The organism is Saccharicrinis aurantiacus (genome assembly GCF_947489045.1).
Taxonomy (GTDB): Bacteria; Bacteroidota; Bacteroidia; order Bacteroidales; family Marinilabiliaceae; genus Saccharicrinis; species Saccharicrinis aurantiacus.
The window spans coordinates 752,400-778,853 of record NZ_CANLCN010000001.1 but is presented as its reverse complement, the minus strand read 5'-3'; the positions used below and the strand labels follow the sequence as shown (position 1 = coordinate 778,853).

General features: G+C 35.5%; 18 protein-coding genes. 5 read left to right on the top strand and 13 right to left on the bottom strand.

Annotation, left to right across the window (positions count from 1 at the left end):
- The first annotated feature begins 3 nt into the window (after nucleotides 1–3).
- The 3 genes from QMO11_RS02835 to QMO11_RS02825 all read left to right on the top strand — a co-directional run bounded on the left by QMO11_RS02835 (nucleotide 4) and on the right by QMO11_RS02825 (nucleotide 2,022).
- On the top strand, nucleotides 4–816 hold the full coding sequence (locus tag QMO11_RS02835; protein ID WP_282035939.1) for a DUF4625 domain-containing protein: 813 nt from the start codon (nucleotides 4–6) through the stop codon (nucleotides 814–816).
- Nucleotides 809–1,270, top strand: a complete 462-nt coding sequence (locus tag QMO11_RS02830; protein WP_282035938.1) for a DUF4625 domain-containing protein — start codon at nucleotides 809–811, stop codon at nucleotides 1,268–1,270. The genes QMO11_RS02835 and QMO11_RS02830 overlap by 8 nt, the downstream gene beginning before the upstream one ends.
- A 155-nt stretch (nucleotides 1,271–1,425) precedes the next feature.
- Nucleotides 1,426–2,022, top strand: coding sequence for a hypothetical protein (locus tag QMO11_RS02825; protein ID WP_282035937.1), 597 nt, complete (start codon nucleotides 1,426–1,428; stop codon nucleotides 2,020–2,022).
- A gap of 631 nt (nucleotides 2,023–2,653) precedes the next feature.
- On the opposite strand, the gene QMO11_RS02820 is transcribed toward QMO11_RS02825, so the two are convergent.
- The 3 genes from QMO11_RS02820 to QMO11_RS02810 all read right to left on the bottom strand — a co-directional run bounded on the left by QMO11_RS02820 (nucleotide 2,654) and on the right by QMO11_RS02810 (nucleotide 8,733).
- Nucleotides 2,654–3,832: a retropepsin-like aspartic protease gene (locus QMO11_RS02820; protein ID WP_282035936.1), complete on the bottom strand. Its 1,179-nt coding sequence runs from the start codon at nucleotides 3,830–3,832 to the stop codon at nucleotides 2,654–2,656.
- Between the two features lie 433 nt (nucleotides 3,833–4,265).
- On the bottom strand, nucleotides 4,266–5,930 hold the full coding sequence (locus QMO11_RS02815; RefSeq protein ID WP_282035935.1) for a glycoside hydrolase family protein: 1,665 nt from the start codon (nucleotides 5,928–5,930) through the stop codon (nucleotides 4,266–4,268).
- A gap of 430 nt (nucleotides 5,931–6,360) precedes the next feature.
- Nucleotides 6,361–8,733 carry a glycoside hydrolase family 3 N-terminal domain-containing protein gene (locus QMO11_RS02810; RefSeq protein ID WP_282035934.1) on the bottom strand — a complete coding sequence of 791 codons (2,373 nt, stop codon included), beginning with the start codon at nucleotides 8,731–8,733 and terminating at the stop codon, nucleotides 6,361–6,363.
- 169 nt (nucleotides 8,734–8,902) lie between these two features.
- Between QMO11_RS02810 and QMO11_RS02805 the strand changes: the two genes are divergently transcribed.
- The gene (locus QMO11_RS02805; RefSeq protein ID WP_282035933.1) at nucleotides 8,903–10,510 is read left to right on the top strand and encodes a hypothetical protein; all 1,608 of its coding nucleotides are present in this window, start codon (nucleotides 8,903–8,905) and stop codon (nucleotides 10,508–10,510) included.
- A gap of 120 nt (nucleotides 10,511–10,630) precedes the next feature.
- Here QMO11_RS02805 and QMO11_RS02800 read toward each other — a convergent pair whose 3' ends face one another.
- Nucleotides 10,631–12,445, bottom strand: coding sequence for an AMP-dependent synthetase/ligase (locus tag QMO11_RS02800; protein WP_282035932.1), 1,815 nt, complete (start codon nucleotides 12,443–12,445; stop codon nucleotides 10,631–10,633).
- Nucleotides 12,446–12,693: 248 nt separating this feature from the next.
- Between QMO11_RS02800 and QMO11_RS02795 the strand changes: the two genes are divergently transcribed.
- Nucleotides 12,694–13,443 (top strand): HAEPLYID family protein, encoded by a 750-nt coding sequence (locus QMO11_RS02795; protein WP_282036008.1) that lies wholly within the window; start codon nucleotides 12,694–12,696, stop codon nucleotides 13,441–13,443.
- Between the two features lie 115 nt (nucleotides 13,444–13,558).
- Here QMO11_RS02795 and QMO11_RS02790 read toward each other — a convergent pair whose 3' ends face one another.
- From QMO11_RS02790 to pta, 9 genes are all read right to left on the bottom strand, one after another.
- Nucleotides 13,559–15,007, bottom strand: coding sequence for a monomeric [FeFe] hydrogenase (locus QMO11_RS02790; protein WP_282035931.1), 1,449 nt, complete (start codon nucleotides 15,005–15,007; stop codon nucleotides 13,559–13,561).
- 253 nt (nucleotides 15,008–15,260) lie between these two features.
- Entirely contained in the window at nucleotides 15,261–16,955 is a 1,695-nt protein-coding gene (locus QMO11_RS02785; RefSeq protein WP_282035930.1) for a sigma-54 interaction domain-containing protein, read from the bottom strand.
- 166 nt (nucleotides 16,956–17,121) lie between these two features.
- Nucleotides 17,122–18,243 (bottom strand): helix-turn-helix domain-containing protein, encoded by a 1,122-nt coding sequence (locus QMO11_RS02780; protein ID WP_282035929.1) that lies wholly within the window; start codon nucleotides 18,241–18,243, stop codon nucleotides 17,122–17,124.
- A 53-nt stretch (nucleotides 18,244–18,296) separates the two neighbouring features.
- Entirely contained in the window at nucleotides 18,297–20,435 is a 2,139-nt protein-coding gene (locus QMO11_RS02775; RefSeq protein ID WP_282035928.1) for a T9SS type A sorting domain-containing protein, read from the bottom strand.
- 302 nt (nucleotides 20,436–20,737) lie between these two features.
- Nucleotides 20,738–21,814 (bottom strand): butyrate kinase, encoded by a 1,077-nt coding sequence (buk, locus tag QMO11_RS02770; RefSeq protein WP_068472532.1) that lies wholly within the window; start codon nucleotides 21,812–21,814, stop codon nucleotides 20,738–20,740.
- A gap of 51 nt (nucleotides 21,815–21,865) precedes the next feature.
- Nucleotides 21,866–22,762, bottom strand: a complete 897-nt coding sequence (locus QMO11_RS02765; protein WP_282035927.1) for a bifunctional enoyl-CoA hydratase/phosphate acetyltransferase — start codon at nucleotides 22,760–22,762, stop codon at nucleotides 21,866–21,868.
- A 147-nt stretch (nucleotides 22,763–22,909) separates the two neighbouring features.
- Nucleotides 22,910–24,127, bottom strand: coding sequence for an acetate/propionate family kinase (locus tag QMO11_RS02760; protein WP_068472536.1), 1,218 nt, complete (start codon nucleotides 24,125–24,127; stop codon nucleotides 22,910–22,912).
- A 53-nt stretch (nucleotides 24,128–24,180) separates the two neighbouring features.
- The gene (locus tag QMO11_RS02755; protein ID WP_068472538.1) at nucleotides 24,181–25,143 is read right to left on the bottom strand and encodes a 3-hydroxyacyl-CoA dehydrogenase family protein; all 963 of its coding nucleotides are present in this window, start codon (nucleotides 25,141–25,143) and stop codon (nucleotides 24,181–24,183) included.
- A 31-nt stretch (nucleotides 25,144–25,174) separates the two neighbouring features.
- Nucleotides 25,175–26,179 (bottom strand): phosphate acetyltransferase, encoded by a 1,005-nt coding sequence (gene pta / locus QMO11_RS02750; RefSeq protein WP_282035926.1) that lies wholly within the window; start codon nucleotides 26,177–26,179, stop codon nucleotides 25,175–25,177.
- Nucleotides 26,180–26,454: the final 275 nt, after the last annotated feature.

Here is a 26,454-nt window from a genome sequence, read left to right as displayed (position 1 = left end):
AACATGAAAAATTTTAAATCACTAGGCCTATTCGTAGCTATTGTTGCGTTAACATTCACATCGTGTGAAAAAGAAGACAATACCAAACAAGCTCTACACCCTGTTATTTCTGAATTTAGCGTTGGCGCAGAGATAGGCGATGGCGCAGAAATTCCTCTTGGCGGACAAGTATCATTTACTTTTAATGTAGAGATGGAAACTGAAGACAGAATTATCAGTTACCATGTTGAAATGCATAGCGAGGCAGCTACTGAAGCAGACGAATTTAAAGTTATTGATGAAACCTTTGAAGTTGCTGAATTACGAAATACCCATATTCACGATCATTTTGCTGTTCCTACAGATGCGCCGCTTGGCGCCTACCACTTTCATGTAAAAGTTACTAGTAAAGATGGTTACGAATCAGAAGTAGGTCAAGAGTTAAAAGTAATTGCCAACCCAGCCTTACCTATTATCCCAAACTTTTCGATTGAAGATGAATCTGGTGCACCTAAAAAAGACTTTAAAAAGGGCGATGTAATAGTTGTTAAATTTACTGCCGAAGCAACAGAGGGAAGTACCTTAGATCATTACGCATTAGAGATTCACGACGAGCCTAAATCGGGTGAGTTAGAAGATGAATTTAAACAAGTTGACGGTGAATTTACAACTGATACTGAAGGTACAACTGTAAAGGGTGAAACTAAGGTAAATGTAGTACACAAGGTGACCATTAACGAAGTTGGCGAAGCGGGCATAAACCACTTCCACCTGCATGTTTACGATAATAAAAATAACGGATCTGCCGCAACCGATAAATTAACGATCAATGAATAAGTTTATAATCAGTACGCTATTTGCAGGCATCCTATTATTAGGAGCCTGCTCTGAGGACAAAGAAGAGTTTGACACCGAGGCTCCAACTATTTCAGTTGAGTATCCGACCCCTTGTGCCATAGAAAAATTTGGCGATATGATTCGCCTAAAAGCCAATTTAAGCGACAACGAAGGTTTAGGAAGTTATAAGTTGAATATTCACCATAACTTCGACCACCATACACATGGCAACCACCAAGAAGTTTGTGAGATGGATGAGATAAAGACAGCCACAAATCCGTTTTTAAAAGACTGGTCGGCTAGTTTACCTAACGAAAAGTCAATGGTGCTGGATACCTCATTTCAGTTACCTGCCGATATGCAAGGTGGCGATTATCATGCATTATTATATGTAACCGATATTAACGGTAACCAAAGTTGGACAGGTATTAGCATTAAGATAATTGAAAACTAATAGAAGAGGTAAATGATAAGTGGTAAGTTATAAATTGACTTACTCCCTTGCCGTTAAATTACTTGATACTTGCTATTGTACAGCATAAAATAAACTAAGCCCATTGCAACACAAAAGCAATGGGCTTTTTTACGAATAATACTTACTTTAGCAGCATGACATCATTTGACTTTAGCAATCAAAACCATATTGTATTTTCCATTCTGGCTATCATTATTGTAGTCCTTATATTTTTATTACTGCGCTATAAAACCATTGCGTTCCTAAAGGAAAGAAAGGTAAAAAAACGCTTCGAACGAGGGAACAAACTCGAACTGCAAGCCAAGTCTTTTCTGAAAAGCAAAGGATATACGGTGGTAGATTATCAAAGCACCTACCAACATAAATACCGCGTGGATGGAGTTACCTATACTTCGGAAATTGAACCCGACTATATTGTAAAAAAGAAGGGCAAAAAATATATTGTTGAAGTTAAAAGTGGTACTTCGGCCATTAGTGTGCGTAACCGAAATACCCGCAGGCAATTGTTAGAGTATGATTATGTGGTTGAAAACGATGGTGTTTTTCTATTGGATATGGAGAATCGTAATTTACAACTCATCGAATTTAAACCCAAGGGTGAAAAACGTGCTAACAAATTGATTAAAGCCATAATAATATTGGCGATAATTGGAATAGCTATTCCCTATTGGCAAGTTAAAGTAGCCATTGGTGCTATTTTAGCTTTGGCCTTTTTTAAGGATCGGTTTTAGATAGATATCAGTAAACTAATCCTTTCTCAAAATTCGATAAGTCTCTAATTTCAATTTGAACAATGCGGAAATAAACGCCAAATATCTGTAAGCTATTTATTTTTACGGAAGCCAATAAGTATAGGTCGGGCAAGCCTACCCATACCCCGAGCATAGCTCACCAAGCCCAAAGCAAGGCTTACCTATACCCCAAGCAAGCCTTACCCTATCCCGGAGCAAGCCTTACCAGGCATCAAGCAATCACTTACCAAGCATGGAGCAATGCCTACCTATACCCGAAGCAAAGCAAACATTGAAGTGGCTTTATATAGCGAGCGTGACTCCCGCGACTAAGGAAGCGATCTCAAGCTTAGCTGCAATGCCTGTATTTTTACTTTTGGTTTGTCTTATTTATTGTTGCGCCTTGAGATTCCTTCGTGCCGCGGGACGGCTAGGCGCTTTGTTTTACTTCTTGCTTCACCCTCGCTCAGCGAAGCGTCTCCCTTCGATGTTGTAATCAGGTCTCTGCCCAACTAAATAAAAATGTTGCATTATAAGATTTGTACAAAACTGAAGCAAGAAGCCTTGCCAAATACGACATAGCGAGACGTTATGCCGAACTTATACTTTGTTACTTAGCTGAGGGGGCTAGTTATTCCTTCATTATTGTTGAAATATATTGCTTTTCGTCCTTACCTTTTGTTACTATTTCTATTTTATTTTCATCGATGCTGGCCATAAGTAATAATAATTCACAAATGCTTTTTTCTTGACAAGAAATATCATTCACAAATAATATTTCATCTCCTGCATGAATATTCGGCACCTTATCAGGTGACCAAACAAAACCCACTTGATACTTTCCATTTTTATAATTCGGATCTATTGGAAATTTAGCTTTATAGGCATTTTGTGAATCACTTTTAATAGGAGTGAAATAGATTCTTTCTTTTTTATAATCTAAAGTTACAACTGCATACTTCAAAATATCAGTGCCAATTCTTGAACTTGGGGACTTTGTAGTTTTTGCAGTTGCATTTTTTAATTCCATATTACCAAACCTGAACCTGTCAATTTGAAATTGGTAATGTAATGTGTCTTTAGTAATTCCAAAAAGTCCAATACTATTATTCCCTGATGCACTCTTTACTTTTGTAAATACTTCTAAGTTATTAAGAGTTGAAAAGTGACGTAAAGAAATGTCTAACAAACCTTCCATTCCTGTATCAAATAACAATTGCAACTTGTACTTATCATCTCCAACAAGCCTGATCCAAAATAAAGGGCAGCTCTGATTTGAAGTTAATACCATTCTTTGAGAACTCTTTCGCTCCAAATTTAGATTTTTTACCTTATTAGTAATTCTTACCTTCCTGTTTGGATAATCAAATTGGACAACAGAATTTCTTAATGAATTACTTCCAATATTACCATCTATGTCTAAGCACTTAAATAATAAATTATCACTATCTAATACTAGAGCAGGGGTATTCTTAATTGTTATATCCCCTATTTTTAGCGATTTCAAGGAAATAACATTAATGCTATCTTTTTCATTGTTCGCATCAAATATTTCTAATTTTCCAATTTTCGATGTGCTGAGTTTTTTATACAAATTATTTGAAACAGAGGTTGGAGCTCCAGTATCCAATGAAAACCGATAGGTTTTTCCCTCAATCGATACGTTTATTATAATTTGACCTTTCAAAAATTCAAAAGGCAATTCCTCGTAATACTCATTTGGCAAAAGACTCCCTTGATTTATAAGAAAATCAGTTTTCTGTGCAATGAGCACAAATGGGATGAAAAGAAAGAATAAAATCGTTTTCATTATTAGTTTATAGGTGATACTTGGTTTTAATAATTATGTCTGGCTTCGTTGTTCTTCTCAAGCCTTTAGCCTCTAATCTATTTTAAATGGCTCACCTACTCCCTGTTCAAAACCATTGTATATTTTATATACACACCTTTTATATTGCAGTAGGTTTATAATTGGCCAATGAAAATAGATAATTTAAATTTATATACAAGCGCTTATGTTCTATTTACATTGATACTAAACTGTAGGGATTGATGTAGAATACTAGGCAAAAGCCATCCGTATATGTAAGCTAGGAGCCTAATTAAAGAACATAGCGAATGCTATACCGAACGACCGCAAGTATTTTGCTATAATGAAAGAGGGAATGACTCAATAATATTCATCAATCCTTTTAATTTAAAGGTGAATTGTTTTTGGCACAATTCACCTTTGAAAAAGTTTATTAACGAATAACCACTTTGCCCTCTAAAATTACGGGTGGCTGATTATTTTGGAATATGGTAACTCTGGTATTTGCCACCTCGCCCCTATTGGCAAATTTACTTTTGTGCAGAGTGATGGTACTTTTTTGATAGGGTGCTATTGAAGCAATAACTGATTCGCCTAACTTAATCCATTTACCATCCTTAAATACCTCTATCAATAACTTAGAATTCTCAGACTTTACTTGTCCGAAATTCTGAAGCTCAATATCTACTTTCAATTTTTTAGAGTTTAATGAAAATGTAGGATAAGAGGCCGAAAGGGCAGCCTGATTATAATTTAACCAAGGCAAACGAGCAAAGCCAAACAATAAATCACCTCGCCTGGTTTTTCCCAATAACTTGGCTACAAAGTTAGCTTCTGTAAGTCCATTACCCTTGGCTTCAAAGGTTATAACTAGGTCATCACCTTGCTTGCGTGTGGCTTTAACTTTGGCTCCTCTTCCATAATCTACTTCTTCAGAAGCCCCAAAACGAAGCGACTTCAGGTTGATATCTTTATGCGGATTAAAAACGTCCTCAGCCTTTACTAAAACATCAATAGTTTTGGTATCATCGTTAATCGTATCAGTATCTAAAATGCTAATTAAACGACCCACAGTTAAAGGGATGCTGATGTTCTTTGAGCTATGATTATCACTCCCCTTATCTTGCTTTTTAATGGTATCGCAAACCGCAAAGTTGGCCTGCGTGGCTCTTCCATATTCATCTTGAAACATTTTAATCCGCTCAAATTTATACCAATCTTCTTTTATACCATTTTCATGGAAAGCAATACCGGGCGCATAGGCTTCTCCCTCATCAAGTTTCCAATGAATACCATCCTTTGAGCGCAGATAGTAAGCTATTCGTCCTAACCAATCGTTTACAATCATATGGTATTGAATATTGGTGCGCCAAACAACCGGATCTTCGTATTTTCCTTCAAAAGGAGGATAAGCACTTTTTTCGCTTACCTGATAATATGGAGGCAAACCGGTTTCGCTAATCCAGATACCACCTCCACGGCAAACCATTAAAAAGGAACCATCTTCGCGCTTGGCAAAAGTAAGGTTTGCCATGTGATCAAATATCGGTCGCCCCCGCTGATCGTATTCAAAGGCATATTTTTCCCAAGGGCCGTATAATGAGTTGGATAAATAATAAGCATCGCCAGCAAAATCGTTAACATAAATAAAATAGCGTCCATCACTAAGCTGTTGAATTTCGGGGTTATGCCCTTTGCCTATTGAATCCACAACCTGAAAAGGCCCAATAGTATTGTCACAAATAGCATGTACAACTTGCGAAGATGGCCATTGCATGTGTCCCTTAGGGGAATCCTCGCGCCAGCGACAAACGAATAAATGAAATTTCCCATCGTTGCCTTTAACAATATTGCCGCCCCAATACGACCAAGCATCATCTTCTAAACCATTACATATAATGCGAGGCTTAACAGCATCGGCACCCCAGGTTTCGCTACTTGGCTTGCAGGTAGATGGCATCGCTTTAAAGCGATCGATAAAACGCCCACCAGTAACAAGTTCATCCCAACCTTGGGGCAAAGGTCGTTCTACATCTTGGGCACTCAGGCTGAAACCTGAAAGTATCAAAACACAAATGGATATTAGATAGTTTCTCATGATTATATAGTTATAGTATTTTTAATTGCTTATGCGAATCAAGAGTTGAGCGTATTAGTTAACACTAAGGGATTTCATCCCTTAAACCCTGACTTACATTTCTTTTCTTGATAAAAGAAAGTAAGCAAAGAAAATCAAGGCTGCTTTTTAAATAGCCTTTTTATTATGCTAAAACTTAAGTGCGGCTGGGTGATCATCGAGCAAAGCTCTCTGCTTCCCAGTCTTACTAAAGTTTTATCACAAACAAAAGCTATTTAAAAATGAGGCCAATAAAACGAGGCGCTTTAAATAAATGCTTTTTAACCCTTGATTCACATCACTTAAATATAGTTGCAGTACATATCAGTTCAAATATAACTTACAGAAAATCCGCAAGACATATTTTTACTGAAATACACCTTGCGGAAATTCAGTTTATCTCATATATCTTTTATTGATTGGTAGAGAAGAAAACAGAACGGCCATTTGGTAATACCTTATTGGTACCCTTTATTAGAATATCGGCGCTCAGATGAATATCGGTACACGAACTCCCAATTTTAAACTCGTAGTTTCCTGCTTCAACTTCCCATGTTCCATTTTTATACTGAACCAATTGCTCTGGAGAAACATTAAATGTAATCAGTTTTTGTTCTCCTGCTTTTAGCTCCACCCTTTGGAAACCCTTTAATTGAATTGGCTTCATAGTTAAATTGGCCTCTTTTGGCGAAACGTACAATTGTACAATCTCTGTTCCATCTATCTTTCCCGTATTTTTCACACTACATGTAATAGAAAAACGTGCGTCATTTATGCCAACTTGTGTTGGAGCAGTAATTCCTGCGTAAGCATAACTAGTATAAGACAATCCATAACCAAAAGGATATTGAGGTTGATTATCGGAGGCATAGCCATTTTTATAGTTGATCTCTTGTTTTTTTCCGGTACTAGGATAAGTAACGCAAAGTTTAGCCGAAGGATTTACCTTACCGGTAAGAATATCTACCACAGCATTTCCACCTTCTTCGCCAGGGAACCAAGCTTGCAAAATAGCGGCACATTTACCCTCAAACTTATTCACCAACTGCTGTCTTCCACCAAAAATAACCAATACAACAGGCTTTCCTGTGGCAATCATTTTTTCAACAAACAACTCCTGATCTCCTGCCAGACTAATTCCTTTGCGCTGACGTCCCTCACCACACAGGTAAATATTTTCGCCCATGGCAGCCACAATCACATCGCTTTGATTGGCAATGTTAATGGCATTTTTCAAGTCTGGCTGCGGCAATCCTTTAATTGCAAGCATTTTTACCCTACTCAATCTATCATCTCCTAAACCATCGGTCATCACTTTTGATTCCAATTCGGCACTCCAATCACATCCGCGCTCGTGGGCTATTTTCACTTTGGCACCTAAGCTATTTTCTAAACCTTCTTTAAGGCTTACCAATTTAGGATTATTTGGATCGAAAGGCTTACTCCACCAAAACGAAGTCATGGATTGATAAGTGTAATCGCCCAATAAACCCTGCACAGTAGCAGCATTAGGCCCCACTAAAGCAATATTATCGATACCCTTTTGCAAAGGAAGAATTCCGTTATTCTTTAATAATACAATTGATTGACAAGCCGATTCATAGGCTAATTTTCTGTTAGCAGGAGGATCAAAATCTAGGTCACCATCAAATCCTATTTGCGGATTTTCATCCAGTAAACCTAATCTCGCCTTCATGGTAAGAGATCGCTTTACGGCAGCGTTAATCACATCCATAGAAATGATACCCTTTTCCACTGCCTCAACCAAAAATGGAAATGCATCAGGGTTTGACAATTCAATATCTATACCTGCTTCAATAGACTTTACTGCAGCATCCATAAGCGACTCCGCCTGCTTATGACCACGATAAACAAGACGAACAGCGCCATAATCACTTACCACAACTCCATCAAATTTCAATTCATCGCGCAGCATGGTGCCCAACATTTCTTTACTTATGGAAACTGCTTCGCCTTTATATTTTCCATAAGATGGCATCACACTTTTTGAACCCGCCACCTTAATAGCCGCTTCGTGAGGCATTATATACTCTTCGTATAATTCTTTCGGATTATTATTCTGAGTTCCATATCCTGCAAAATGCTTTGTTGTGGCAGCTACCCCCGTTTTTAAATCATCGCCTTGAAGGCCATTTACAAAGGCAACGCCTAAACGAGAAGTTAAATAAGCATCCTCACCATAACTCTCTTCAATACGTTCCCAATGTGCTGTTCTGCTAATATCGAGCATTGGCGACAAGGCAAATGTTGCTCCTGCAGCACGCATATTTAAACGAGTTGTATTGGCATTCTTTTCTATTAATTCCGGATTCCAAGTACAGCCCATTCCAATTTGCTGAGGAAAAGTAGTGGCTCCTAAAGTAGCAAAACCCGTTATGGCTTCCTCGTGAAATATCGCAGGTATTTGAGTTCGGGTTTCCGTTAATAAATAGTTTTGCACCTCTCTAACAAAATCGCGCAATTCGTTTGGACTCATGGTAAGCGAAGATGAAAACTGACAAAAGTGACCAATTCCATCTGGGATTACTTCTCTGGCTTTTTCTATTGAGAATTTACCATCCTCCATAACTTTGGTAGGTCTGATACCTTCTATTTGTACTAATTTCTCTTCTAATGTCATTTCATCCATAAGCGCATCAACTATTTTATCAGTTTCTGCAGTGGCAAACGGATGTTTAATTTCTTCTACTTTATTATTCTGGCATGCCACCAAAAGCGTTGTAAGCACAACAATAAAACTCATTGCTAATTTTTGTAATCTCATCATTATTAATTTAGATTTCATTTTTGATAAAGATGCAAGATGAGTAATGAAACCTCAAATATTTTATGTTAGTTTAAACATAGCAAGCCTTTTAATTTTTGAATTATTATATTAGCAAACCCTTAACATCACAAATACTAAACACTATAAAACAGCAGTTTATAAAACGATGCATATTACACAGCTCACATTTAAACTTTCAGTAGTAGTTCTGCTCAATTTCATAACAAACCTTGTTTTGGCCAATGATATTAATGCCGTTAGCTTTTATAAAGAAGGAAAGTTAACGCAATATAAAAACCCAGAAAAAGCATTAATACTTTACAACAAGAGCATAAAATACTTTGAGCAAATAAATGACACGAATACAATTGCTGATATTAAACTAAGGCAAATGGGTATTAACTCAGGGCTGGCAAAATATCAAACAGCATACGATATAGCTTGGTCGTTACAACCCTATTTAGAAAGCGACAGTTATATTAACGAGAGAATTGACCTTAATCTTAAAATAATTACTCTTTATCTTATTTATGAGCAATACAATAAGGCCGATACTTTAATAAAAAATACACATTCAATTGTAGCAAATGGTATTGCTGACACTGCGAAACAGCAAATTTTACAAGCTCAGATTAAATCACAAAAGGCATGGAGTATTAGCGAAAATACCAAACAATTTATAGAGGCTGAAAATTTAATACTAGATTGTATAAAAACCTTTACCGAGCACAAATTAGGAAGGCATAAAATAGATTACACCAGTTTACATTTGGCACAACTTTACATTACTATGGATAAGTTGGATGAAGCCTATAAAATACTCAGCTCCATTGAAAGCAAGCATCTGAATAAAAACAGTGCCATAAAATGCTTGCTCTACGAATACCTTGGCCGATATCATCAGAAATTGAATAATGATACATTAGCAATTTCATACTATAAAAAGGCCATAAACGCAATTGATAAACACAATGCCCATATTTCAAACAAGGTTAAGATTCTACAAAACTTATCTGACTTATACCAACAAAATGGGAACTTTAGTGAGGCATACGATTACCTGAAAGCTGCTAAGAACCTAAACGAATTAGTATTTAGCAGCACAAGTGAACAGAACAAAAAGTTGTTTGAGATTAAGGATGCTTATAAAACTAAATTAAAAGAGAATGAGGCTTCTTTGGATAAACAACAACTAAAGATACTACAACAAGAGAAACAATACTGGCTGCTACAAATGCTGAGTACTTCTGGTTTATTTATATTCCTACTGATAATAGCAATCGTGTTTTTTAGGAGAAGAAACAAACAACAAAAAATTAGCCGAGCATTTGAAGCTCAGAAACAGACCGAAATACTTGAAATTAAAAACAAGGAGCTTTTATCCTCAGCACTACAATTATTAGAACGCGATACGCAACAAGAGGAAATAAAGAAAAAATTAGAATCGATTAGTGTTAAAGATGAGAATGCGCAAATAATAAAGCAAATAGTAAAAACACTAGGCACAAATAAAAGCCAAAAGTGGGAAGAGTTTAATACTCACTTTACAGCCGTTAATACATCGTATTATGCCAAATTAAAGCTGCAGTTTCCTAACTTGACTGCAACCGATTTAAAAATATGTGCCTTTATTAAACTTGGGTTCTCAAGTAAAGAAATGGCCCAAATTATGGGTGTAGGGGTTGAAGGCTTAAACACGAGCCGAAGTCGATTACGGAAAAAAATGGACTTACGTAGAGAGGTAGTTTTAGTAGAATATTTGCAAAACTTTTAGATACTATTGTGGCTGTTTCTCTGTTTGAATAAACAGCCACAATAGGATATACCATCAGACATTATGAAGGAAGTATTGCCACTTACAGTAGGGGCAAAGCACCAACTATCTATATCCCTTTTAATTAAAACTGATTGAACCTTTATTCTCCTCATCAGATTCATAAGCATATATTTTACGGAGTAAATCAGCGTACTTATTATACAAAACTCTTCGCTTCAACTTTAATGTAGCTGATAACTCACCGCTAGCTGAGGTCCATGGTTCATAAACCACTCTAAAACGCTTTATTTGCTCGTGCTGCCCTATCTGCTTATTGGCTTTAGCAACTTCCTTTTGAAACACTTTTAAGAGTTCCTTATTTTTTATCAATTCTTTATTATCGCGATAGTGTATTTTATGATCGTGCGCCCACTTATGCAAATAATCAAAATTGGGAGACAATAGGGCACTCGCAAACTTTTCACTCTCGCCCACTACCATGGCTTGTTCAATATAATCTGATTCCTTCAGTAAATTTTCTATTGGCTGAGGTGCCACATACTTGCCACTTGATGTTTTAAACATCTCCTTTTTACGATCTGTAATCTTCAGGAATTTATTATCGACCAAAGTCCCAATATCTCCCGTATGAAACCATCCTTCGTTATCAATTACTTCCTTTGTTAACTCAGGCTCCTTGTAATAGCCCTTCATTATATTCGGACCTTTTACAAGGATCTCTCCATCCTTATCTATTTTAACTTCAACATTATTAATAACTGGCCCAACACTACCTATTAAAAGATTATCCGGTTCCGAAAGATGATTAGCAGCAATAACAGGTGCCGTTTCTGTTAAACCATAGCCTTCCATTAAATCAATACCTGCAGCTATAAACAATCTGCTCAATCGAGGCTGTAAAGCTGCCCCACCTGAAATTACAAAATCAAGTTCTCCTCCGAAGCTTTTTTGCCATTGACTAAAAACTAACTTACGTGCTAACTTTAACCTTAACTTATATATAAATCCGTTATCATTACGACTATTATACTTCTCACCTAGTTTCATCGACCAAAAGAATATAGTCTTTTTTATTCCGGATAAATCTTCTCCCTTAGATACAATTCTATCATAAATACGCTCAATTACGCGCGGAACAGTAACAAATGCATTAGCTTTAACAGAAGCCAAATCTGCAGCAATGGTTCCCAGATTCTCAGCATAATAAATACTACAGGCTTTTACCTGCATTAAGTAATTTACCATGCGCTCAAAAACATGGCACAATGGCAAAAAGCTAAGTGTACGAGAATTCTCACTCAAGGGATATAAATCATAAACTCCTTGCACATTACTCATGAAATTATCATGCGTAAGCATCACCCCTTTAGGCATTCCTGTAGTTCCTGATGTATAAATAATAGAGGCAACATCATCTGAAACAATCGAATCCCTTCTTTCAACAAGTTTGTTCTGAAACTCCGATTTATTAGCTTTTCCTAAATCCATGATTTTATGCCAATGATTCGCCCCTTTTATAGTATTAAAGGTATATACAGCTTCAACAGAATCAATTGGTTTTGTAAGGGGTTCAAGCTTTTTATGCAAGGCTAGATCTGATACAATAACTAAACGAACCTCGGAATGGGTAAATATATGCGTAAATTCCTCTTCGCTAATAGTTGGATATACGGGTACATGAATAACTCCAATCATACTCATACCCATATCTACAAAATTCCATTCAGGTCGATTGTTGGATACGGTTGCAATCTTATCTCCCTTTTTATAGCCTAATGCCAATAAACCTAGCGCAAAAAATTCCGCATTCTGCCTATAATCTGAAACACTATAAGCATTCCATTTTCCGTTTTGTTTTGAGCAAAGTATATCGGGTTTATTATGATTTTTTTCTAGGTGGCTTAGGATATCGAATGTCCTCTTTATATTCATAGCACTAATTATCAACCTTAATTAATTGTTAAGCATTGTAAATAAAGAAATCTATACGGACATGTACAATTATTGTTGCAAAAAAAATATAACTCTAATAAACCGAAATATTTTCACTCCTCCAATATTGTGCAGCATTGCAATACAATGTATATTTGCGTTATGTAACATCAAATAACTTCCTATATGAAATTAAACTTACTGGCTCTGTCAGTTATTCTATCAAGTATTAATGCCTTTTCACAAGAATCAAATCAGACCAAGAACCTCTCAAACTAGAACATGCAGAACCCCTATACATTGATTTAATAAGAGATTTGGGGGCACATAAAGGCGAAAAGGAATGGAATGTTGGGGTAGGTACCTTTGATAACAAAACCTTTGATAGTCATGAATTTTTAGTTGAATACGAATGGGCGGCAATTGACCGCTTAGGTTTTGAAGTTGAGCTTCCGTTTACCTTTTACAGTCCGATAACCGGGATATCCAACGATTCGTTACCTAGCAATAAACTAGAAAGTTTAAAACTGGCCACACAATATACATTTTTAGTATCTGAGAAGTACCACACCTCAATGGCCATAGGATATATGCACGAGTTTGAGTTTAGTTCGTTCAGAGATTGGGGTAACCCTACGGTACCAGGCATGGTATACAACCCGTTTTTTGTAGCTGCCAAAAAGTTTGCGAATAGCTTGCATACACTGCTTTATACAGGACCTATAATTACACAACATTTTAATAGCAATCATTGGGATTTTGACTACGAGTTTCATGCCAATTTCCATTATATGATACCGAACACCTCTAATTTTGTTGGAGTTGAAGTAAATAATTATGCAAATAGTGAGGGAATAGATTGTACAGTTCGCCCTCAAATGCGCGTTTCCTTAAACGAAGAACTGATGGTTGGTATTGTAACAGGAATACCCGTTGAAAGAAAAGAACAAGGATTTAGTATGTTTTTAAGGCTTATATGGGAGCCTCCTCATAAATAATAGAAGAGCTACAAATATAAAATGGGGTATCAGATGATACCCCATTTTATTTACCGTTATTTATTAAGTATGGTTTGGTAAAAATTCTATTATATCTTGAATAGTTACATAATATCTAAATAGAAGCTTTTAGGGCTTCTTGATCTGCAATCATTTTCTTAAGCGTGGCAGCTCCAGCTTTAAACGGGGTAATATTACCCGGACCATTCATACAGCCCCCTTCACATCCCATTACTTCAACAAAATTATAATCAGGCGTTTTTTTAGTAAAAGCTTTCATAAGCTTGATACTCTTCTTATTTAAACCATCTACTAAATACTCTTTGAATGCATAACCGTTTGGAATGGAACTACGAATTGCCTCTGCAACTCCTCCACTTAGGGCAAAACCACGAGCTTCAGCAGAAATGCTAGTTGCTAATAACTCATCGCTTGCTTGTTCAAGATTGATATCATAAGCCATAAAAAATGAGTGCAACTCTTCAAAGGTTAACACAAACTCAACGATGCCCGAGTTTTCTGCCTCTTGCCTTTTAGCTAAACATGGTCCAATAAAAACACGTTTCGCATTAGGATACCTTTGAGCCGCAATTTCGGCGGTATAATACATAGGCGTTTGCGTGTGTGAAACCATAGGTTTAATCTCAGGCAAATGCTTATCGGTTAATAAAAAATATGATGGACAACATGATGATGTTAAGAACGGCTCGTTTCTTTGCACAAAATCAATCCACTCAGCAGTTTCATTCTTTGCTGTTACATCAGCACCTTCAGCAACCTCCATTACATGAGTAAACCCAATAGCTTTCAGGGCTCCCATTAATTGCTCTGGTGCCGTTTTAAACTGACCGAAAATTGCCGGAGCAACCATTGCAACCATTTCTTGCTTATCCTTTAAACCGTGAGCAATTTGTAAAACCTGTGAACGCTCCATAATAGCACCAAATGGGCATGAAGTCATACACTTACCACAATAAATACATTTTGATGCATCAATAACTTCAATACCTTCCTCATTTTTCTTAATTGCCTTTACGGGGCAAGCTTCTTCACATGGAACAGGCAAGTATGCAATGGCATGAAAAGGACAAGCCTTTTGGCACAAACCGCAGTTTACGCAAGTTTGATGATCAATAATTGCTTTCCCATTTAAAACTCGAATAGAATCTTTTGGGCAGTTTACCTGACATGCTCGAGCCTCACAACCTTGGCATAAATTACTAACTGTATAATTTACTTGAACACATGAACTACATGCCTCATCCACTACAGTTAAGTGGTCGGATGGAAAGGAAGTCTTTTTTATGGCAGCTTTTGCATAATCTTTTAGAGGAGTTAATTCATCTACTTCATCATCTACACAAAACCCCATCATTGCCATAGTTTTGTATTTAATTACGGCCCTATCTTTATGTACACAACAACGTATTGGTGATTTTGATTTAGGACGCATTTCTAAAGGAATGCGATCTATCTTCTGATCTAATTCGTCGTCTTTTAATAACTTAATAATTCGCGTTAATAATTCACGTTTGGTCTGAATTGCGTTATTAAAGTAAGTCATATCTGCTTTTTAGTTTGTTTCTAGGATTTGAGATAAACAACTACCCCATTTTATGCGATTTCCTTAATCAAACCACATGCCAATTCGACCAAACAACTAACTAACAGTATATTGGTAAATTTAGAATTTAAATACTCTTTTAAAATACGTACTATTTAGATACAATATATCAATTTTATATTGAACTAAATTAGTACAATGAACTAAATTAGTACACAACAAAAGTATTATTTATTGAAGTAATTAAACACAATTAGGCTTTTGTATACTTTTTTACTTTTAAATACAAGGTATTCCTACTTATATTTAATATCGTAGCCGTTTTAGACATATTATTATTGTTTGCTTTTAATACACTCAAAATATAGTGCTTCTCCATTTCAGCTAAAGGTAAATTAAGCTGAGTTTGTTGAGAAACTAGGTCTTCAGAATGCGGTTGGTTTTTGGCTTTTATATTTTTAAAGCTATCTAAAGAAATATCACCCCCGAAGTTCACCAACTGCTCTACGTAATTCTCAAGTTCGCGAACATTTCCGGGCCAATCATAATCTAAAAGCTTTTGAAGGGCATCATATTCTAACATTGGCATATCCTTATGCAACATTGCACTTTTCTGATTTAAGAATAGACGTATTAGAACAGGAATATCGTCTTTCCTTTCACGTAAGGACGGAATACGCAATGGAATTACGCTAAGACGATAAAATAGATCCATACGGAAATTTCCTTTACCCACTTCTTCTAATAAATTCTTGTTCGTAGCAGCTATAATACGTACATCAATAGGTATATTTTTATCCCCGCCAATACGGGTAACACTACTTTCTTGAATGGCCCTTAATAGCTTAACTTGCATATTCAGCTCCATATCCCCAATTTCGTCAAGAAATATGGTACCATGATTGGCTAACTCAAACTTTCCAGGATGTCCTCCTTTTTTCGCCCCTGTATATGCACCGTCATCATATCCGAACAATTCACTCTCTATAAGATTCTCTGGCAAGGCAGCACAGTTAATTGCTACAAAAGAATTATGCTTACGGTTAGATGCATTATGAATACTCTGAGCAAAAACTTCTTTACCCGTTCCACTTTCCCCTTCAATTAATATGGTTGATGGACTATTTGATATTGTTTTTGCATAAGCCACGGTTTGCATTAACATTTTACTCTTTCCTATGATATCATCAAAAGAATAACGTGCTTGCATACCCGTATATTTATTTACCAACTGATATACCTTTTCAATTAGTCTAAAGGTAATTACATAGCCAATTTGATTTTGTTTGGCATTATTAATGGCAGAAATACTAACATTAAATCTGATAGAATCCTCGGGAGTAGTAAATACCCAATCATCATTATGAATTATTTCTCCATCTTGAATTGCTTGTACCGCATAATCCCAACGCGTAACCAAATCTTGAACTGGAATTTTGAGCAAGTCTCTCCTTCTAATATTTACAGTTCTACAGGCATGATCGTTTGCATATATAATTTCTCCCTTTGAATTAACTGCCATTACTCCAAAATGAGTAGAATTCATTATGGCGAAGGTAAACTGTTCATTATTATTAATGATTAACCTATTAATATTGGCATCTACAGCCTCCTTAGCAAGCAATTGCAGTAAATCGCAAAAAGATTTTGCAATAGGGTAAGGTTCTTTAATACAGAGTGCCATATAATATTTACGACGCGTAATAACCTCAAAACGCTGTACACATAAAGTCCACCCACCTACTGATTTTGGAATATGCTCTGTAGCAACAGCTTTTTCGAAACTATTAAAATCGAATGTACTTTCAGAATTATCAAATTTATAAAACAACTTCTTATGCTCATCGAGCAAAACCATAACATGATTACTTGGAATCAATTGTTTTAATTCCTTATTAAAATAGGTTTTAATAAAAGGGAGTTTCTTTGGGGTGCTAATTATCTTCATCCAAGCAAATATTTAGTCTACAAAACTATGCTTTTTTATAATAAATAAGCGACAATGGTTCGATAGTTTTTAGAGCAACTTAATGATTAAGCACAAGCGAAATTCTCTCAACAATAATCGACTATAAAACTCTCTGAAGATTGCAAAAGCAATTCTGTAGAATATTTTATATGATTCTTTCCTTTTTACGAAATTCGCTTGGCGTAAAGCCCGTAAGCTTTTTAAAAGTAGTATTAAATGCTGTTTTAGAATTAAAGCCCGAATCAAATGCAATTGAAAGCATTGTATTAACATCTTTACTTGGATCAACCAGCAGTTGCTTTGCATTATCAACCCTATACTTATTAATGAAACTAAAGAAATTTTCATTAAAACCTTCGTTTATTATATAAGATAATTGATGTGGAGAGACCAACAATCTATCAGCCAATTTTACCAAATTTAAATCATTATCGAGATAAACCTTATCCTCTAACATGAGTTGATTCAACTTTTGTTTATATATATGTAAATCGGCATCTGCAATAAGCTTTCTTTTTTCAATATTTCCAGAAACGTCCTCTTCGATAATAAATTCAATATCATCCTTTTGTTTTTCACTAATTGGGAAAAGCTCTTTTTGTTTTAAAGAATGGTATCCAATAAAATAGACTGTAAACAACAAAAAACTATTGGCAAATAAATTAAGCTGTTCAGAATTAACAACGATACTATAAACCGCTATTAAAACACTTATAATGATAACCTGAATAATTATATTCTCGAGCCACTTAAGGTTAAAATCGTTATTATCAGAAGCAAACTCTAAAATATTCTTTTGATGCTTGCGCAGTAATACAAAAGAAGCAAAGGAATAATATAACGCTTGAAGTAAAATAATGCTTAAAAGTACAAACTTCAACCATACTGAATCTGACAGAAAATAAGTACGCAAGAATACTAATGCTATGAACAGACATGGCAAAAACAAATGAATCAACTGTTGTTTCTTAAATACAAATTTGATGTTGGTAAAATGCCATACACACAAATAAAAACTAAACGGCGTAGATCCTTGTATGCCGTGCACTAATGACATAACGAATATATTAGGCTCATTAACACCCGCAAATTGGAAGATTTCTTCGAGCCAAAAAGATGAGAACAAGATAAGAAATAGCGCAAACCATCTATTTGCTCGCACGTTTATACTTTGAGGATTTGTTAGTTTGATAAAAGCCAGCAACAGTAATCCTCCGAAAATTAATATGACAGCAATATGATTTAAGGTATCTGCAATTATGCCCATTCTCAAACAATTCTTAACTATTACTAATGCAACAAAACCCTATTTGAAACCAACTAATTAGGTTTAATTTGTTTTACAATTTTTAATGAAAATGTTTTAGAGTCAGTATATAACTTAAGAATATAAAGTCCTGAAGGTAAAGCTGGGAAATCAAGTTTTATATCACAGCCCATTAAACCAACTTCGCCGAAATCAAGTTTTTGGCCATTTACACTATACAATTCATATCGCTTCACAAAATAATCATTGCTACATACGTGAACTGAATTTGTTGTAAACGGATTGGGTTTAACTACAATACCATCTCCGTCGGGAGTTGGAGTAATTGACGTATCACCTGACTCGATAATATCTACTAATGCATCAATCCATAGCGATGTATTGCCAATCCCATAATAATCAGAAGCTAACTTCCACTCGCCATTATCCTCGAGCATCATTGTATTTGACACCTTTGTTTGCCTATCTTCAACAGTGTGATATACGCTAAAGGTATCAACAACTGATGAAGCATACTCTAACTCATACGACACAAAAAAATTACCTTCGATATATATATCTGAATCAAAATCAATATATAATTCCTTATTAGATTTAAGATTACCTACCATAAATTCCTTTTCATATTTCAGATTTAATGGAGTTTCATTACCAGTGTATACACTAATCTTAACACTCTGACTTGAGCCTGAAACGTACTTGGATGGCATAATATAACATCCTCTCAAATTTGCTTTCTTAATTTGCCCAAACTTCTCTGCATATTTTTTTATTTGAGTAGCATTATGCCCTGTAATATATCCAAAGCCATCTGAAGGTCGTGTATTTCCATGCAGATTACCATATTCAACATTTGATATCCTATCATAGGCATCATTACCATATGGATCGATACCTGATATACTTTGCGCTCCTGTATTATCAGGATCTAAATATGTTTTCAGCTTATTAGATTGTGCAGTACTCGAATCCCAAGCTCTATTGAAACGCACAAAATAATCGTTTACGGAGTTTGCACAACTAGCCGCACCTCCAGATAAAGTACCTATTAAAAGATTGTTGGCATCAAATAATCCACAACCAGAAGAACCTCCTTCCGTAGTTCCTGAGTCCCATTCCTCAACATGCCAATGCATATCTGTATCAAATGGTGGTGAATAAAATGTTGTTTTACTTAATTCATTAAGTGCTGTACTTATTTTTTTCACATCCCCATTTGGGTGATGAATAGCCGCAAATGGAGCAATTGGTTGATCTACTAAAGACCATCCTACAAAATAAGGACGGTATGATTTTGGTGGCATCTCAGATAATTCCAATAAGGCGTAATCTTTACTTGTAACAATGCATTTCATATCTGCACCAGAAACCGACAAACTACCAACAACCATAGATTTATCGCCTTCAATTACAGAACTACAATGTGGTGTTTCGTAATTAAATAAAAAGACCGTTTTATCGTTAAATGGATCTCCTGTAAAACAATGCCCTGCTGTAATTACATAAGGTAATTTAGTATCGGAAGTATTATTAATTAAGGTGGCGGTACAATATTCTGTTCCATTTATAATCATTCGCATTACTCCGCGTTTGATATCTTCCACACCGTCAATATCACTGCAACTTACGTTTACATTACAACTTTGTGAATCACCGAACCATCCAACTTTCTCGTTATATTTTAAAATACCCACATAATCGTGATTTACAGATCCAATCAGTAATTCGCCTTCAAAATCTGCATCTAGTGGTTCTTGATATTCAACTATAATAGCATCCCCTACTATAGGACTTGTAGCTAAAACACCATTCTTTTTATTATTAGCACTAGTAAATGCTCCTTTTACATCCGACCTATCTTTGTTATATAAAAATAACTTTGCTCCATTTGGCAAAACATATCTATCAAAAATAAGATTAATTGAGTATGCTCCTGGGGATGTTATCTCTAACTGCCAGACTCTATAGTTGCCAATAATACGCCAATTCCCGGAATTCTGGGGCGTATAATCAACTTCAAACCCATGTGCGAAGGTGATGGATTCATGTTTCTGCATTGAAGCTATAGCCTGCTGCTTAAGTTTCGAATCTGTTTCATAATTCAAAACCTTTAAATTATCACTAGAGTTAAACTTTACCGATCCATTTGTTAAAGGTGCACCACCACTAGAAATTTGAGACAGAATGCTCACAGGGTAAAAAATGATGCACAAAAAAAATACAGCAGAATATATGATTCTCATCCTTATTAATTATCAATACTTGATTAGAATTTTAATGATTGAGCAATAGGCCTGAATTAAACATAAGACATAACAACTATGGTACTTATGTAAATGGATTACTTAATTACTCAATTGAAAGGGTTAAATATACGATAGATTATTAAAATTATTTTCATAAATATGATTTACAAATTGAATATTACAAACAACGCGATACAACAAAGCCAATGAAACAACTCATTGGCTTTGATAATAATTAAAAATATTTATTACTTATATATCTTTGTCTCCACTTTATTTTGAAGAACCATAAGTGCATTCTGCATTAAAGCAGTCATTTCATCCTCCCCAGGGTAAACGGCAACTGGAGCAATAAAATCGACCATATCCTTTATATAATTAACTACGTATTCAGAATGCGCAATACCACCAGTAAGAATAATACCGTTTATTTTTCCTTTTAGAACGGTAGCACATCCTCCAATGGTTTTACCAATTTGATAACACATGGCACTCAAAACAAGCTCAGCTTGCTTATCTCCTTTTTCAATACGCTGAACTACATCATAAGCTTGATTCGTTCCTAAGTGAGCCACCAAACCACCTTTACCATTCACCATTTTTTTCATTTCCTCATACGTATAGTCGCCACTATAGCAGGCCTTAATAATAGCGCCTGTTGGTAATGTACCGGCACGTTCAGGTGAAAATGGGCCATAACCCTCTAAGGCATTATTTACATCAATTACCTTTCCTTGTTTATGTGCTCCTACAGAAACTCCACCACCCATGTGAGCAACAATCAGGTTTAATTCTTCGTAAACAAAACCTCTTGTTTTAGCGAATACTCTAGCTACTGCTTTTTGATTAAGGGCGTGAAAAATAGAACGTCGTGGCATATCTGGATTACCTGTAATACGAGCTACATCTTCTAACTCATCTACCACAACAGGGTCCGTAATGAAAGCTCTAGCTCCGGGTAAACTTTTGGCAATATCATCAGCAATTAACCCCCCAAGATTACTCGCATGCTCACCCATAACCCCTTTGATCAAATCGTGCTTTAAAGCCTCATTAACTTCATAAACACCGGATTCAATAGGCTTAACAAGACCACCTCTACCCACAACTGCATTAATTTTTTCAATATCAATGTCCGCCTGAATTAATTCATTTAAAATTACTTCCTTTCTAAATTCAAATTGATCTGTTATTGATGCAAATTGATCAAGATCAGTATTTGAATGATTAATACTTTTAAGAAAAATTGATCTTTCATTATCAAACACAGCAATTTTGGTAGATGTTGATCCAGGATTAATTGCTAAAATTCTAAAATTATCCATTTATCGAGTTTATTTATCTGAGTTTTTGTCTTAATAATCTGTTAGAACCGTCTATGCTAAAGCTGCCAACAAAATACTATAGTATTTTGATTCATCTGAATCGCTGCGAGAGGTTAATACAATTGGTGCTGATGCTCCTAAAACTATTGATGCTACCTTCGCTTTTGCAAAAAACACCAAGGATTTATACAGCACATTTCCCACCTCAATATCGGGCATTAGCAAGATATCGGTATCTCCTGCCACAGCACTTTTAATATTTTTATGCTTGGCACTCTCAAAACTTACGGCGTTATCAAAAGCTAAAGGTCCGTCAATTATACAATTCTTAATTTGATCGCGCTGTTGCATTTTTGATAATAATGCAGCATCTAATGTAGCTTGCATATTTTCGTTAACCATCTCTATTGCTCCCAAAACAGCAACCTTCGGTTTTGGGATACCCATCTTATTTAAATAGGCTACTGAATTATTAACGATATGAATTTTATCTTTCAAGTTTGGTGCAATATTCATTGCTACATCCGTAACTCCGATAAGTTTATGGTAAGTATTTACCTCGAATAAAGCAAAATGTGATAACAAACTACTCTTTCTCAAACCCCACTCTCGGTTTAAAACCCCTTTTAACAATACTGGAGTTGCCACCTTCCCTTTCATTAGTGTATGCGCCTCTCCATCATGAACTAATGACACGGCAATTTTAACACACTTCTCATGATCTGACTCATCGATAAAACGAGCTCCTGTAAAATCATAATTATTAGCTTCTATAATTTCCTTTGTCAATTTCTCATCTCCAATTAAAATTGGTTTAATTATTCCCAATTGATAAGCTCGATGGACTGCATCTAAAGAATTGGAATCTTGCGAAACTGCTAACGCAAGAGTTCTACAAAGGCTATTTTTTATAATAAGCTGCTCTAAATCTGATAATTTCTTAAACATAGGCATAAATAAAAAAGACTACTAAATTTTACGATTTTGCTGTGATTCTAATTGTTAAAAGTACTAATGAATAGTATAATAACAACTAATATTTATCACGTAAAAATGTAAAACCTAGTAGTCTTTTTGTAAAACTTGAGCCTTAGCTTACCTGTTTGCTAATTCTTCAACAATTTGCTTCGTATCTTTCGCTATAACCATCTCTTCATCAGTAGGAACAACCATAACGGTTACTTTACTATCTGGTTTACTTATAGTAGTCTCTTCACTAAATAGCTTGTCGTTCTTCTCAACATCAAATTCTAATCCCATATATTCGAGATCAGCACAAACATCACGACGCACATAAAACGCATTTTCGCCTATACCTCCTGTAAAGATAATGATATCAATACCGCCCATAGCAGCGGCATAAGAACCAATAAATTTCTTAATTCGGTAAGTATACATATCCAAACCTAATTTGGCACGATCGTTACCCGCCTCTATAGCAGCAGTAATTTCACGCATATCAGAAGATACACCTGTTACGCCAAGCATACCACTCTGCTTATTAAATAGGATACTTGCCGATTTAGTACCAATTACTTCCTTATCCATAATGAATGTAGCAGCACCGATATCTAAATCACCAGCTCTTGTACCCATCATTAAACCTTCTAAAGGAGTAAAACCCATTGAAGTATCAACAGATTCTCCATCTTTAATTGCTGCAATAGATGCGCCATTACCTAGGTGACAAGAAATAATTTTTTGAGACTTATAATCAACACCCAATAGTTCACAAGCGCGAGCCGAAACATATTTATGACTTGTACCATGAAAACCATAACGACGAACGCCATATTTCTGATATAATGAATTAGGAATGGCATACATATAAGCATGCTTTGGCATTGTTTGGTGGAATGCTGTATCAAATACACCAACCTGAGGTACATGAGGTAATAATTGCTCGATAGCCTCAATACCTTTTAAGTTTGGTGGATTATGAAGAGGTGCTAACTCTATACACTCATTCATTTTCTCTATTACCTCGTTGGTAATAAACACACTAGAGTTGAAAGTCTCTCCCCCGTGTACAACCCTGTGACCTACAGCATCAATTTCTTCTAATTTAGAAATACAACCATGCTTATCACTTGACAATACACCTAATATATAATCAATTCCCGTTTGGTGATCTAAGATCTCACCTTCTAATAAAACTTTTTCTCCATTTTCTTTTTCGTGCTTTAAAAAAGAACCTTTTAGTGCAATCTTTTCAATTGCTCCTTTGGCCATCACTTCATGACCATTGTCATTCATATCGAACAACTGATATTTAATAGATGAACTACCGCAGTTTAAAACTAATATTTTCATTGTAACAAATTCTTTGTGAGTATAAATGGGATAATGATTTCGGATAAATAATATTATTCTCCTATTATTTTTCCTTGTTCATCGTACTTATAAAAACCTTCACCCGTGAGTTTGCCTAAATGCTTTGCACGAACTAAACGCTTTATAAGTGGTGATGGCTTATACTTACTATTTCCAAATTCCTCATAAAGATTATCCATCCATTTCGAAATCTTACTTAAACCAATGATATCTGCTGTTTCAAATGGTCCGAAACGCATTCCTAAACCAACCTGCATTGTTTTATCGATATTAGCCTTAGTTGCTACACCTTCCATAAAGGTTTGGCAAGCCTCGTTTAACAATGTTACGTACAAACGAACACTTACTAAGCCAGCTGATTCCTCTACCGGAATTACATCTCTATTAATGAGCTTAACAAAAGTACATACCTTAGAGTACACCTCTTCAGAAGTGTATAATCCTTTTACTACCTCAATAATTTTTGCCTCAGGAGATGTTACAAAGAAGTGTAAACTAATACAGCGCTCAGGCTTCTTCATTTCAGAAGCTAATTCTGTAATAATAATTGTTGTAGAGTTGGTTGCTATTATTGTATCTTCTCTAACAATCTCTTCAACCTTTGTAAACACCTCTTTGCGAGCATCTATACTTCTCGAACCTGTTTGATCGTCAGATCTAATGGCCTCAATTACAAAATCACAATCTGCCAAATCTTTATAATCCATCGTACCTTTAATACGACTCATGATAGCTTTTTTCTCGCTAGAAGTTAAACCCCAGCCTTCAATTCTATCATCTAATTCAGTACTTATATTGGTAATTGCAGTTGTTATTTTTTCTTCAGAAAGTTCAAGAAAAACCACTTCCATGCCATGCCAACTTGCAATACGCGCAATAGATTGTCCCTCTTTACCACATCCTATTACTCCAACCTTAGAAAAAAGAGTTGTGCTTTTCTTCTTTTTAGAACTTAGTGCATACCTTTCAATAGGTTCTACTAATATTTCAGCCATTATATATAGTATTTATTGATTCAAACTTAAATTATACAAGCCCTGCAGCTTGCGTTGCTGTGATGGCAACTAAATTTACAATATCACTTACAGAACATCCCCTTGATAAATCATTAATCGGTGCTGCCATCCCTTGCAAAACAGGACCAATTGCTTCAGCTCCAGCCATACGCTGTACTAATTTGTAAGAAATATTTCCTGTTTCTAAAGTTGGAAATACTAATACATTAGCCTTACCAGCAATTTCACTATCCGGAGCCTTAGATTTACCTATAGCTGGGATAATTGCAGCATCAGCTTGCATTTCACCATCAATTTTCATTTCAGGAGCCATTTTCTGAGCCAACTCAGTAGCTTCTCTTACTTTATCAACCATCTCGTGTTTAGCACTGCCTTTAGTTGAAAAGCTTAACATGGCAATTCTAGGCTCTATTCCTGCAATTGACTTGGTTGTTTTTCCTGTAGTAACTGCAATCTCAGCAAGTTCGCTCGCTGTTGGATTTGGATGAACCGCACAATCTGCAAAAACCATCATGCCGTTATCACCAAACTCTTTATCTTTCATTATCATGATAAAAGCTCCTGATACAACACTGATACCAGGCAATGTTTTAACAATCTGAAATGCAGGACGCAAAACATCTCCTGTTGCATTTAAAGCGCCTGCCACTTCTCCATCAGCATCACCATTTTTTATCATTAGTGTTGCCAAATAAAGTGGATCTTCAACTAAGGTAGCCGCCTTCTCCTCTGTTAAACCCTTACTTCTTCTGAGTTCTAGCAAAAGATTTATGTAATCTTCTTTTTTATCATTAGATAAAGGATTAACCACTGTTGCTTTTTCTATATTACCCAATCCATATTTAGCTTTACTCTCTGCAATTACTTCTGGATTACCTATCAAGATAATATTTGCAAAACCTTCACCAATTATGATATCTGCAGCCTTTAATGTTCTTTCTTCTTCCCCTTCTGGAAGAACAATTGTTTTTTTATTTGCTTTCGCCTTTGCCTTTAGTTGATTAATAAATTCCATTATGGAGCGAGTATTTTGTTATATAATTATAAAAATAAATGCGAGTGATTGTACAACCAATAATTGATTGTATAAAAAAGATGTATTTTTCTATTATGAGAATGCAAGTCTTCATTTAAGCTTTTATCGAAGTATTTGAATAAAAACCTGATTTGAAATTTGATAAACAATACATACCACGTGTAATTGTTCCTGAAAAACTCATCTTTCAATAATTATTATTGTGCTTGCTTTGAAGTGTGATGCAAAGTAAATGTAAAATATCGATATAATGA